Below are 14,898 nucleotides of genomic sequence, written 5' to 3'. Positions count from 1 at the left end.
GCCAGCTAGATTAATCAACCAGCGTTGTCCGATCGCTCCGGTCGCGTCCAGTGGAATACCTCGATAACCACCCGTCGGGTCGAGAGCAAAGAACAGCGGCAAGACTAGCGGGCGGTCGCTGAGGTTAGTGATCGTGACATCATACGAGATAGTATTGGTTTCACGTTGCAATCGAGAGTTCGTGAAATTGAAGTCGACCAGCGCTGCGACCGTATCCACCGCCGTGAAGCTAGTTGTGTAGTTGGCTCGCATGGAAACGCCCAGCCGGGTCTTGACATTCTTGGAAACGGTCAGCTCGTATTCGCGCTGGGCCAGTGAGGCAACCGTCAGCAGAGCCGTGAAACTGGCTGGATCATAGTTCACCCGCAAAATCCTGGGTTGTCCCCCTTGATCATCGCGTAGTAGGTAGTTGGCCGGATTAAGGACGGACCCAATGGCGGTTGGATCGCCGACCAGCATCTCTTGATCAAAGGTGACAGTGATCAACGAGAAGGGCAGAGCCACATTGGCTCCATTTGGTGGATTGGTTGCCACCACGACGGGATCAAGTTGTGCATTTAACACGTCTACTTGAGTGGACTGGCTGACAAAAATCCGTCCGTCAGCGGCGATGGTGACGGTATCACCTCGCGAACCATCGCGGGCAACGGCCACGCGACGCCTGGTGACCAGATCGATCATCGTCAGATCGCCACCGCGACCGCTGGTTCCCGCGTTGGCGGTGACAAACAGCAGGCCATCTAAGTCTGTCCCTGGGCGACCGAAAGCGATGGAGTCGATCGGCGTGTCAAATTCAAAACGCATTTCGGCTCGCGCACGGCTGTTAAACTGCACCACGGCGTTGCGCTGCGGCCACAACGTGCCCCACAGATTTCCGGCGTTGTCGAACGCGATATTGCCAAACCGCAGGTCTCGATCGCGACTGTAGAGCTGGAACTCACCGGTAGTCGGGCTGAAGATCTCGATACCGCGATGCGAGGTGACGTAGATTTCGTCCTTCGTCGGGTGCATGGCCAGCGACATGGTGATCCCATCGCCAAAGCGCTGCTCAATGGCACCTGTGGTTGGGTTCAGTCGCAACAGGGCTCCACCGCCCGACGTGGCCCACAATTGGCCAGACCGATCAAAGGCCAGGCTGAAAATCTGCTCATCAAGCGTTGCCAACGGAGATGACGTATCACCTCCCTCGCGGCCATAGCGGAAGAGCTGATTGCGACTTTGGCCACCCGATACCCAGATGGAACCGTCAGGTGCTTCGGCAATGGCCATTGGGCCGATACCAGCATCATCGGCGACAAAGCCGGTTGCAAAGGCCCGCGCGGTCAGGGGCTGCAAGACGCTGGAGAATTCGCTGCGTTGTCCAGTCGCTGGCGGCGAAGCCAAGACACCTCGCTCGGCTGAGACAAATAGCGGGTTGGTGGACGGTGCCGGTGAGGGTGCAACTGGTGGGCCTAAATTGACCGGAAGCGGATTGATAGAATCGGTGGCAGATACGGCTGGATCGCTATCGGCCACAAAGCCAGATACCGCCGGCTGCTGGCGATTTCCAGCCCAGTCGGTTGCCAGCGATAAAAATCGATATCGCCTGCCTGCCTCTCCAAGAAATATCTCAGTTCCGCCGGACTCACTTAGGTCCTTTTTCCAAATTCGATACGGCCCGTTGTCTTCTGATACATACAGCGTGGTGGACTTCAGACCCGAACCACCCTCGGTGTCACTGGCGGTCCAATTGACAGAAAACGTTAGACCGCTTTGTTCGACCGTTGTCTGCGATTGTGGACGATCGGCATCAAATCGGATGCGAATCGTGGGCGTATCTTCCGGTGGGGCATTGTTGAGTGTTACTCTGGCCTTGAGCTCCAAAACGTCGCGAGTTTCCACCTGATCGGCTGAGCGAACCGTGAATTTTATGTAGCCCGAACCGTCGCCGCTGGCATTGTTGGCTGGCAACAGTCCACGCGCAGGATCGCGAGTCACTTCTCCGGTGACTGGATCAATGGCTTGCAAGACCCAGCTTGCAGTGGCCGACGGCAAGTCAATTCCACCAGAGACCCTCAGTATGATCCCATGGGAGGAAACAAAGTCATACTCGCCAGCGAACGATGGTTGGTTGGCAGGTACATCGATGGCAGGCAGAGTACCCAATTGGATTTGGCCAACTCGGAAGGTTCGCGGGTCGGCATTTTCTGGGAATTGAACATTGACGCGCACTTCGGTCGTGAGGCTCGACGAAGCGGTTGGATTTTGGAATCGCACCGTATAGGGCAAGTCCATTTCTGTAGGCACAAAGCCGTTGCTTTCCACAGTGAACGGTCCAACAAGTGACGCCAATCCGGTAGCACCGGTTTGGGCATCAAAGAACCGTGTCAGATCGACGGACGCAAATGGATCTTCGTTATTGACCGTCACACCCGTAATCAGATAGTCGGCAGGCAAGCTGGCTCGCGCCCCCCAGGCCACCCACGGCACGTAGACTCGCAACGATTGCTGTCTAGTGCGCGCGGCGGCTTCCAAATCGACCTGAGAGAAATCCATCAGTTGCGGGATGGGATTGGAATCGCCCAAGAACGGCGGGAACATTTCAAAGGTGGGTGCGATGAATCGCGGTGCGTTTGGATCGGGAGGTGCGAGGGCGGTTTCGTCGATCCCGTACCATTGCCGCAGTTGATCAAAGAACTCTGGCAGATTGTTCAATTGAACCGTTTGACCTGCTGGTCCCGCCAGAATGCCGCTAGCCAGTGAAGCCAACATGCTGATCATCGCTGGGTGCTGGAGAATGGGAGGTGTTGCGCCATCGGGCCGCAACAAGCCACTCTGCTCCAAGGCCGCTAGATAAAGCGTTCTAAAGGTTGCCGCGTCGGCGGCCAGTGCCAGCATCGCAGCCGGCGCATCATCAGACGCAATGATGCCTTGACGCAATCGTTCGGCCTGCAGCGTCGCATGTTGAATGAATTCGTCGCGAGTCAAGGCGGTCGCCGAAGCGGTCACGTTGAATTGAAATGGGACAAAACCTTTTTCCAAAAGTCCTGGTATCTGTCCCCAGGCGTCCCACAATAAACTTAATCCAGGAGCAATCAGATCCAATCCTGCGGGACCGTTATCTAAAATGCCCCTGTACTGCGGGACCGCTGCATATAGCTTTTCTTTCAGTTCCTCGAATTTGTGGTCATTCAGCTCCCTCATGCCGGGATAGGTATAGGTCTGGAAGGTGAACCCGGTAAAACCATCGGCTTCCAGGTCGAGCAGATATCCAGACGCCAGCTTGTAGCCACCAACATTGACGGTCGAGCGCAGATCGCCCCAGGCCACCGTTTCAAAAGGGCTGTTTGGGGGTCTGCCCGCTACGTTGGTCGTGAAATTCAGATAGGGAAGATTGTAGACCCATTCATTGACACCCATCTCCGGAACACCAACTTGGAAAAACACATAGGGTGTATCCAAGTTGCTCATGCTCTGAATGGCCACACTGTACAGCCCCTGGTCACCGGCGGGGATAATGCGTGGGCCGCCAATACCAATCGTGACGTCAGGCTCGATTAGATCCTGAATCAGGAAGCGATAGGGAACCACGACTTTTTCATTTTTTCCAGGATTGGTGACGGTCACATCGTAGAGGCCATGGGGAGCGTCCGTAAAGTCGAAGGTAGCTCGGATCGTGGTCGAATCGATGACTCGCATCGCCGACGGCGCAAACGCCTTGAAGCCTGGTCGCTGGATGGTCAGTGATGCGTCTGGTGAGAATTTGGCTCCGCGAATCGTGGTGGAAAAGAACCTGCCATCACCGCCCACATCCGATCGCACGTCGGTAATGGCTAGCGGTAATAACTCGGCCAACAACGTGATGCCAGGCTGCGCTGAATTGACCGAACTGCCTCGCACCAAAATGTAATACGCTCCGGGTCGCGTTGAAGGCACAATCGCGGTTCTGGTGGCATCCAAGCTCGGCGAAGCTACAGCATCGTACGCCGTTCCCGATGGAGCGCTTTCGTGGCGCAGGTAAAGCTCCGATGTGGCCTTTTTATCAGCGTGAGTGACTTTGACCTGCAATGTTTCGCCGACGGGTACAATCACTTCGTAAAGTCTTGACTGCCCAGTTCCCAGTTGATCATCAAAGGGAACGCCCAACTGAATGGACTGGACGGTAACGCGGGTGATGTCAGCGGCGACTGTGGTATTGTTGGATTCGTTGATGCCTTCGTAGACATTGTCAAAAACATCTGTCCGCACTATGAAACGGTAATTGCCCGGAATCACTGCTGGCAGATCGGCCTTGAGTGTCTTGACATAGGACTGGCCCGGCTGCAAGCCGCCTGAATGGGCAACCCGCCCTACGATCGGATCGTTGACATCCCACACGGAATCGGCTGACAGATAGACCGTATCAAACCAGGTGCCCTTGGCTGCTTCCAGGCTGTTGTTGCGGACCGTCCAAGAAACCTCGACCGGTGTGCCTGATTTGCTGGTAGCAGGAGCGGTGATGCCGATAACTTCCAAATCGCTGGGAGGTGGCAATTGAACAATGATGGGCAGGGTAGATGCCCGATCATTGTTTCTTTCATTGGCACCTTCAAAGACCGCGCCAATCTTGCCCCGCTGGATGGGATCGGTCACTACGATGACATACCATGATCCCAGCAGGTCGGTTGGCAACTGGAACTGTAAAGAGTTACTGTAGCTGCCACCGCTGGCTAGTCCGCCTTTGCGCGTCAGTGATCCAATATATCTGTCGGCACTGAGGTCCAGATATGGGTCTCGTGACAGATACACCAAATCCACCCACTCGGTCTGAGAAGGCGGCGTCGCCCCACCGCGATTGGTAACCGTGTAGAAAACATTGACCAACTCTCCGCGATCGGCTCGCACCGGAGCTTCCACCCATGTGACCTGAAGATCTGGGGGATCAGCGAGTGTTACCGGCAAACTGGCGACGGCAATGTTGTTGCCTTCATTTTGAAACTCATAGACACGTCCGCGACTGAGACTTCGGGAGGCGTTGGAGGCGAGATCCCAAGGCGCGAGTGGGTTGCTCTCCTCAAAGACCAGGCCAAGCAAATTAAAGCCGATATCGCTGGGTGGAGAGCTGATTGGATCGCGATAGGCGACCGCATCCGCGTAGGCCAGAATGTTAAAGCTTCCTCCGATTCCTTCGGGCAGCGTTACATCCACGGTAACTTGATAACTGCCCCCTACCGGAAGAATACTGCTCCTGCTGATGGCCGCCAATTCATAGTCTTTACTATCCAGCGAAGCGTCGTGAGAGATGTACAGGCGATCGGTCCACTGGCCTACGCGGGTCGCTCGATTGCCGATATTGCTGACCGTGAAGGATACGGGAATCGTCTGACCAGACTTCGCTTCTGCCGGTACGGTTAGGTTGCTCACCCGCAGATCCGGCTCGCGATACTCGATATCAAACGCTGCCGAGTGCAGATTGTTGTGCGGATTCTCGTAGGCCCAACGAGAAAACGTATCCAGCAGACTTGCATTTTCGCCGCGATCGGCGGGCCACCAATTGGTTAACAATCTGCGAGATTCATAAGGTCGATTGGGTGAAATGTCATTGTGAGCATTCAGGTGAATATGCAGATAGTACCGCCCCTGTGCGCCGCGCGGCAGCGTAATGCGTGTGACGATTTCGTAGGAATCACCAGGATTCAGTAGGCGATCATGCAGGTAGGTGACTTCGCCCATATAGGACGCGCGATCCCGAATGAACTGGGCATCGGCGGAGACCCACAAGAAGTCACGCCACGACTTGGTGCCAGTCCAGACTGGATTCGAACCGATGTTGGTAACGTGATAGCGAATCAAGGTCGACTCGCCCGAAATATTGTCCGGCTCGAAAGTGACGCTGGTGACCTTCAGGTCGGCTGGAGCCGGCAGAACGTTAATGGCACGATTCAGCCGGTTATTGGAGTCCGAAACTTCCTTTAGCTGTTGCTTGGCATCAGCGACGACCACCAGGTATTTGCCGGTGGCAGAGGGTGACAGCAAGATGTCCAACTGCTTCGTGTAGCCAGGCCCCACGAATGAAATAGGACCAATCACTGGAACTTCGGCCAGTAAGATGGCCCGAGCGTTGGGGGCAAACGGATCGGGCAGATCGGACAGGTAGACTTGATCGACCCAGCGATCGTTGGTATCCGCGTTGCCGCGATTTTCGACTCGATATTCCACTCGCAGCGTATCACCACCAATGGCGGTCGGTACGGCAGTGATCTGCATTACTTCAAGGTCTGGAAGCCTGGACAAAACGTCAATCGCTTTGGCCTTGTAGTTGTTATTGTCGATCTGGTTTGGGTCATCCGGGTTGGTATTATCGGCTAGCGTGTCTTCTAGAACATTGCCATACGGATCGGACCAGGGCGTGATATAAAACACGCCGGAATCCAGACCCGTTGGTAAGGTGACTGTCGTCTCGACGTCGTAACTGGCAAATCTCGCCAATCCACCATTGCGGACGATCGACTTCAGCAGAAAATCACCTTGACCGGGATGCGGCCGGTTCTTGTCACGAGTCAGCCAAATTGTGTCCGTCCAGGTATTGGTGTTCGTCGCGCCGCTGCCCAGGTTGGTAACGGTAAAGCGTACTGAAATGATGTCGCCATCCGAGGCTTGCGGCGGGGCTACGACATCGGATACAACCAGATCAGCCAATGGCGTTGTCCCGATTCGAATGGGCCGCACGACGATGTTGTTGTCCTCGTTGGGCCATTCATCTACCTGCTCGCGGGCATCTGCCACAAATATCAGAAACATGTCGTTTCGATAACGCAGTGGAATCGTCACGGGTTTGGTTACACTGCGATACCGCTCACCAGGTGCCAAGGCGGATTGGTTTTCGATTTCGTCCAACAGAAGGTCATCAATTGATAGGCGATTGTCCAACGACAGATAGACTCGATCAAACCAGCGAGTGGCTGAAGCTGGCACAATCCCCTGGTTGACCACTTCAAATTCAACGCTTAGCGTTCCACCGCCCGGAATTTGTGAAGGTGCCGTAATGGTGGCAGAGTCAATTTGCAGATCAGGTCGCGGTTGAATGCGAATATTAACGGGCTGGGAGGACTGGCCGCTGTTGTTGGCGTCTGCCGGTGGACGTTCGTAAACGTGGTTGTTGATGTCCGCAATGACCACAATATCATACAAGCCGCGTATTTTGCTTGGCAATCGGATCTGTTCGGTGCGCGTGTAAGGAGGAGCCCCAGGCAGCAGCGATGTCGTATTGGTGAAATTGCCCAGAAGAATTTCCGAAGGGGGCGTGACGCCGACTTGACGCAACAGCACTCGATCAGTCCAAGGGGCCTGAGCGTTTGCCGGTCCAAAGTTACCTACAGTCCAGGTGACATCCAGCAGGCCACCTTCATCAACCTCTGCCGAGCCAATAACGGAATTGACCCGCAGATCAGGCGTTGGGCTGGCTGAGACGGGGATTGGCAAGGATGTCAGTTGATTGTTGCCGTCAAAAATAAACTCAAAGGGAACCGCTCCCTTGGACAGGACCGGATCAGCAGCGGTGACCGTTGCATAGATGACCTCCGGCAAATTGTTGGGCAATGTAATACTGACCGTGCGCTCGTACGTTCCACCCACGGCCACGTGGCCGAAATGGTCAAAACCGTAGCGCATATTTGGCAGTAGGATTTTGCCTTCCGGATCGCTGGAGAACGTAACCGCATCGAACCAATTGCCCAGGCTGGTCAAACCAATGCCCTGGTTTTCGATGACCCAGCGCAGTATCAACTCCTGGCCGGTGGCTGCCGGACTGAGTGCCGCCACGCTTCTAACGACCAAATCCGCGTAGGGAATTGGCATGACATCTACGTTGGAATCGAGCAGCCTCACGTTGTTAGCTTCGTTCTCCTTCTCGAAAACCACGTTGTCGACATCTGTCTTCACAAACAGCCGGTATCGCCCAGATAAAGCCGGAGGCAGAACGATGTTTTCAGTACGCGTGTAGGGTTGCAAGTTGTTTAGAGCCCCGTTGCGTGTGAATCTGCCGATGACGATATCATCCCCGTTGCCAAAGACACTATCGGTGGACAGAACTACTGAATCGGTCCATTGAGTGACTCTACCTGTTCCGGCTCCCTGATTAGTAACCGTCCATGTCACAGTCAACGTTGCAGGATCCCCAATAGTCCGAGCTGGAACATTGATGGCCGTTACCTCTAGGTCGGCGATGGGAGGCAGGACAACCTGAATGGGCAACGCCCGCAGATTGTCAGTTTCATTGTCTTCTACTACCTGGTTGGACGCATCAGTCTGGATTAACAAGAAGTAATTACCTGCGACGCTTTCGGTCGACAGCGGCAGCGTACTCGGCAGGAACCCCGAAATGAATCCACCAGGCGGGATGGAGGTCGATTGCGGGAAAAAGAGCGATCCCAAGAACAGATCGTTCGCTGACAACGTTCCGTCGGTCGAGAACCATACGCGGCTTTCGGCTGATCCGACAGAGGTTGCTGTACCAATATTGCGTGTGTTCCAACGAACTTGAACCACATCGCCAAACACGATTTGGTTTATAGAGGTGCCTGCGTTATCAGCCAACGCCACGTTGTCGTTGACTACAAGGTTAGGCAGCGAAATCGTGAATTGGCTAGAAAACGCATCCAAATTCGCTTCACCGTTGATACCATTGCCGTTTTGATCCATAGCGTTGTTTGCCAAATCAGATACACCAGGACCGACGGCAACTCGGTAGATGCCATTGCTACGCTGCGGAGTTACCGGAATTCGGAATGTATTGCCGGTTAGGTGCCAAGGATTTGAAATCACGACTGGACCACTTGGCCCAATCAACGTGACATCGTTACTGAGAAACGTCTGTTCATTGATCTGCGAGTCGAACGTCACATCCAGGAAGGTCAACACACCATTCAACGTTCCGCTCGGGAGAACCGAAAGTACCCTGGGGCCCGTTTTGTCAAGTGTTACATTCGTTGTGTAAGAGGCCGCCAATGTGTTGCCGGACAGATCCGCCACGGCCGAGGCGATAGTCAGGCCATACTGCCCCTCTGTTGAGATAGGAGTACTCAGCAAAACGTCGTATCGTGCCGTCGTTCCAGCAACCAAGGTGACCGAGGATACCTGGATCGGGACAACTCCCGCAGGCGGCTGAATTGTAAATCGACCTGGAGTTAGTGTTGCGCCGTTCATCGGCTCGCTGAACGTCACGTAGAAACGACTGATGTTCTGATTTGTCAGGCCAGACGGAGTGACAGACACGACGGTAGGTGCTGTGACATCCGCCAGCAATGTAAATCTGTCTTGCGGTGGAGCAGCGATCTGATTGCCGGCCAAGTCCCAAACCTTGGTGTCGGCTGAAATGGTGTATGCTCCGCCCGCAGTTTGCATCGGAAAGGTGACAACATAATCCGTCCCAGAACCTGTGACAAAAGAAACCGGAATGGGGCCATTGGGGCCAGTCATCGTTACCACGATGCCTGAGGCCAACGAGCGATTAAAGTCGATGGGCTCACTGTAACGCACCAGTCGCTGACTGATGGGACCCTGTTCGGTTGGGGTTCCAGGCAGCAGCACTGGCGGAACTCGATCAAGCGTAAAATTCGTGCTGGCAGTTATCGCAGTACCGAAAGATGGTTGGAACTCAACACGTGGATTCAATGTCCCATCTGTGCTGTAGGTATGCGTGAACGAATGCGTGCCCGGTGTATTTACGTGCCGAGACTGTTCGAAAGTACCATTTCCGTCAGCATCAAATCGAATCAACCCGATCTGATTGACGGTCACGTTGAAGGTCGGATTGGCAATGTTGGTCAAGCGATCCGAGTTCGAGATGCCAGAATCGCTCTGGCTAGCCAAGACAATTGAGGCACTGGCAGCCGCCAGATTCACGCGGAACGTTCCGATGTAATTGTCCCCTGGCGTTCCGTCGTCGTTACCGTCCAGTTGTCCACCGGTCACATTGCGGATGCCGGTCGGTCCCGAAAGCAGTTCCAGCCGATAAAAGCCGCTAGGCAGGCCACTGGGAAACGCATTGAAGGCAAGCGAAACTGTGATTGCACCCTGCACGTAGCTGGGAGTGACACTAAAGACCTGATCGTCGCCACCACCCAGGACTTGATTGGCACCAAAGTGTGTCAAAACATAGTTATTTGCGTTGGTCGCCGTGCTGGCATTGAGGGGCACATTGAACTGGAGGTTGATCGACTGAGGTGATGACGTAACTAGCCCACTGGGCGACTGGCTGAGTACAACAAGATCTGTTGGAATCGACAGTTCGATGCTGGTTGTAAAGACATCACCGATTTCCCCATTGGTTCCATTACCGTTTTGATCCATCTGATTCCCAGCCAGGTCTCGAAGATTTGGGCCAACGCTTAGGAAGTACGTACCCTGCTGAGTCTGGGCTGAAAAATGTACTCGCACAGACGAAGGAGTAGGCTGAGTCAGGTTGGTAATAGCGATAGGTCCCGAAGGCCCGATGAGCGAAACATGGTTAGCGGTAATAGACGCCGAGTCAATTGATGAGTCGAAAGTAGCATCTATGTAACTGAGCGTATGCTGAACCGTGCCGCTAGGATCAGTGGCAATCGCCTTGAGGCCAGTTCGGTCGAGCGTGAGGCTTGTGCTTGCAGTTACTAGACTGCCGTAAGAAGGTTGAAATTCAACGCGTGGATTAAAAGTCCCATCAGCAGCGTAGACATGTGTGAACGAATGAGTGCCTGGTGCATTTACGTGGCGGATTTGCTCAAATGTGCCATTACCATCGGCATCAAATCGAATCAGACCGATCTGATTGACGGTCACGTTGAAGGTCGGACTGGCGATATTGGTCAAGCGATCCGAGGATGACGAACCAGAATCGCTCTCAGGAGCCAGGTTGATCGACGTAGTGGCGGAAGCCAAATTGACACTGAAGGTGCCTAAGTAGCTATCACCGGCAGTTCCGTCATCGTTTCCATCCAATTGTCCGCCGGTCACATTGCGAACCCCGGTCGAGCCCGAAAGCAACTCAAGCCGATAGCGTCCACTTGGCAGTCCACTGGGAAACGCATTGAAGGCAAGCGAAACAGTGTTTGTACCTTGTGTATAGATAGGATTAACACTGAAAACTTGGTCATCGCCGCCGCCGAGCAGTTGGTTTGCCCCCAGGTGCGTCAATATGTAGTTGTTCGCGTTGGTGGCTGAGCTTGGATCGAGCGGTACGTTGAACTGGAGCGTGATCGACTGCGGAGATGAAGTCACAAGTCCTGTGGGCGACTGGCTGAGCACGACCGGGTTAGCCGGAACGAGCAGTTCGATGGAGGTAGTAAATATATCACTTTGCTCGCCGCCGACACCATTACCATTTTGATCCATGGGGTTGCTAGCCAGATCTTTGATATCCGGTCCAACCGCTAGAGAGTATATTCCGGGCTGAGTTTGCGAGGCGAAGTGAATGCGAATCGACGAAGGTGTAGGCTGAGTCAAACTAGTGACCGCAATAGGCCCTGACGGTCCACTGATTGTTACCTGCCCTGTATTGACCGAACTAGACAGAATTGGTTCATCAAATGCCACATCAATGAAATTAAGTGTGTGACGAGCTTCGCTCTCCGGAATAGTACCAATCACTTTGGGGCCGAGGTCTGCGACCGCCTTCAGGTAGACACCATCAGCACGGATCTCCGGCTGTAATTTGATGTTGTTTCCAAAGGCTGATCCGATCACATTGTTGAATACTCCCGAGACACTATCAGCCGAAAGAATCAAGAACTCGGTACCAAGTGCCGGTACGAAGCTATTAGTTTGTACGATTTCGAGTGTGCCACCAACAATTGCGTCGCCGTCTATCAGTAGCTGATCGAAAGAGCTACCAATTTCTATTCCGCCTACCCTAATAACTAATTTTCCTTCGGGGAATTGTTCATAGTCCCCCTCAAGCGTAAGAATGCCGCTCGGAGCTACTGCCCCACCGCTATCGACACTTCCAACCCTTCCATTGCCGATCAAACGTGAATTGGTGAGCAGCCTGGTGGCACCTAAGATTCTTGCGCTCTCACGCGAACTCAGTTCGACACCGACGAACTCGACATCAGATAAGTTAACCGCTCCGCTATTGCTCGCGGTAAGTGAAGAGGTACCTTCAAAGAAGCCCCACCAAGCACTAAAGTCGCTGACGTTATTATCAACAAATGTTGTCAGACTAGCGAGGTTCACCGCACTGCTGGCCCCATCCGCCTTGATGTGAATGGCTCGCCCTCGGTCATCCGTACTGCCTGGGTCAAGCAGCCCCGTAACCTTGCTGAGGTTAACTGTACCACCTGCCAACGCCTCAATGCGGATGGTATCGTTGACGTCGTTGCCATTGGTAATCGTCTGCAAGTTCCTCAGGTCCAGTACGCTCGTATTGCCGGTCGCCCGAAACACTACTTCATCTCGCTCAGTGCCAATCGTATGCGTGTAGCTGGTCGCACTGGGTAACGACAACGTGCCAGCCGTCACTATGAAGCTCGCTCCATCAATGGCTACTGTCCCTAGCGCAGTTAGTGTAGCTCCGTCCGAAGACATTGTGATGGTCTTGCCGGCTGTAAGCGAAAACTCTCCAGAAATGGTTAGAGAATTTCCTGTCAAAAGCATTGAATTCGAAAGATTCAAGCTTTTTATCGTCGTCGCCGTTGAGAGGTCGTACCTAATCGTTGCATTCCCTGGAGCAGTGATGACCACGTCATCGCTTTCACCGGGCAACTGATCCCCGCTCCAGTTCAGCGGATTGCTCCACAGCAGATCACCGCCTCCACCATTCCAGACAGCAGTCCTTGGTATGGTTACAACTGACGTAAAAACATCTGCTGCCGTTCCCTTCTGACCATCACCGTTTTGATCCATCAAGTTGCCGGCCAAGTCTTGGATGCCTGGGCCTGTGGTGATGGTGTAAGTGCCGCCAATGATTTGTGAAGTGAAAATGATTCGATAGGTAACGTCTGTGAGTTTCTGAATAGACTCAACAGAGATTCCGGGGGGGCCTGCAATAGTGATGTCTTGATTGGTGAAAGACGACGCGTTGATCGGATTGTCGAACGTAATGTCGATGTGACCGATGGGCTGATCCACAATGCCATTGGGACTGACGGAAAGCACCTTTGGGCCAGTCTTGTCCAGGGTGATACCTGCCGTGTAGGCCGATCCCAAAGTATTGCCAGACAGATCAGCAACTGCCGAGGCGATGGTCAGGCCATACTGCCCCTCTGTTGCGATAGGCGTACTCAGCAAAACGTCGTATCGTGCCTGAGTTCCAGCAACCAAGGTGACCGAGGATACTTGAATCGGGGCAACGCCCGCAGGCGGCTGAATTGTGAATCGACCTGGAGTTAGTGTTGTGCCGTTCATCGGTTCGCTGAAAGTCACGAAGAATCGACTCACGTTCTGATTTGTCTGACCGGTTGGAGTGACAGATGTAACGGTAGGTGCTGTGACGTCCGCCAGCATAGTAAAGCTGTCTTGCGGTGGAGCAGCGATCTGATTGCCAGCCAAGTCCCACACCTTGGTGTCAGAGGAGATGGTATAAGTTCCGCCAATCGTTCGAAGCGGAAATGCGATCACATAATCCGTTCCCGAACCGGTGACATTCAAAATCGGAATCGAGCCCGTTGGGCCAGTCATGGTGACCAGCAGCCCAGCGGCAAGTGACCGATTATTGTCGATTGGCTCGTTGTATCGCACAAGTCGCTGACTGATTGGTCCTTGTACCGTCGGTGTTCCTGGCAGCAGCACTGGCGGAACTCGATCAAGCGTAAAATTCGTGCTGGCGGTTATCGCAGTACCGACTGATGGTTGGAACTCAACACGTGGATTCAATGTCCCATCTGTGCTGTAGGTATGCGTGAACGAATGTGTGCCTGGTGTATTTACGTGCCGAGACTGTTCGAAAGTACCATTTCCGTCAGCATCAAATCGAATCAACCCGATCTGATTGACGGTCACGTTGAAGGTCGGATTGGCAATGTTGGTCAAGCGATCCGAGTTGGAAACGCCTGAATCGCTGGCCGAATTCAGGTTGATACTAGCTGTCGCAGGTACAGCGTTGACTACGAACGTGTCAACATAGTTGCCGCCTGCGGAGCCGTTATTGTCTCCGTCCAGTTGCCCACCACCGGCTGCTCGAATGCCGGTCGCACCAGACAATACTTCTATTCGGTAATGGCCGCTGGGTAGTCCTGCGGGATAGGCCGTTGGAGTCAGCGTGACCGATGTAGTGCCAGCCGTGTAGGCAGGGCTGACGCTGAAGACTTGATCGTCACCGCCGCCTAGGGCTTGGTCGGCCCCTAGATGTGTCAGCACGTAGTTGGTCGCGTTCAGAGCACCTGCGGTTTCAAGGGACTCAGAGAAACCTAAGCTGACTGACTGTGGGGGAGATGTGACCGTTCCCGAAGGTGTTTGGCTTACTATGGTCAAGAGGGAAGACAACGGGCCATCGCCGACTGTGTATTGCCAACCCATTGTCTCAACTGAGAGTAAGCTAATACTGTCAAAATGAGCTACATTAGAGAAGCTAGTAACGAAGTTTCCCGTCTGTGATCCAGCGCGCAGAACAATGGTGCCTAAATTTAGGGAATTGCCGACATTCAATTGAACGACATTATTGGGACCACCAGAGAAGGATCGCGTGTCGCCACCTGTAGGTGGAACTATACTCCACCCACCCCAACCACCAAGAAGGTATTGTGTGCCCTGAAAAGTAGAGTCGCCGCCAGAGTGGATCTGAAAATCGCCCGCCGCGTAAAGTACTGTCGATGCCAGCGCTGTAACCGAGATCGTTAGCGTATCCTCTTCGTTGACCACGCGATTCAGGTAAGACTTGGTACCAGTTGCCTTCAACTGCAATTGCGCACCCCCGCCTTCCGCTGAAAGAGACGCGATCTGCGCAAGCCCCAATGCGAGATCGTTCAA

At 53.8% G+C, this 14,898-nt stretch carries 1 protein-coding gene (only partly in view); it reads right to left on the bottom strand.

Features of this window, described 5'->3' with window-relative positions:
• Positions 1-14,898, bottom strand: the start of a protein-coding gene (locus KF752_09430; protein MBX3421762.1) for an Ig-like domain-containing protein. 16,083 nt of this gene lie to the left of the window's left edge; 14,898 of the gene's 30,981 nt are visible here — the first part of the coding sequence; its start codon is at positions 14,896-14,898; its stop codon lies off the left edge, out of view.

The sequence above is a fragment of the Pirellulaceae bacterium genome (genome assembly GCA_019636385.1).
In the GTDB taxonomy this organism is placed as follows: Bacteria; Planctomycetota; Planctomycetia; order Pirellulales; family Pirellulaceae; genus Aureliella.
This window is presented reverse-complemented; position numbering and strand designations above follow the sequence as displayed.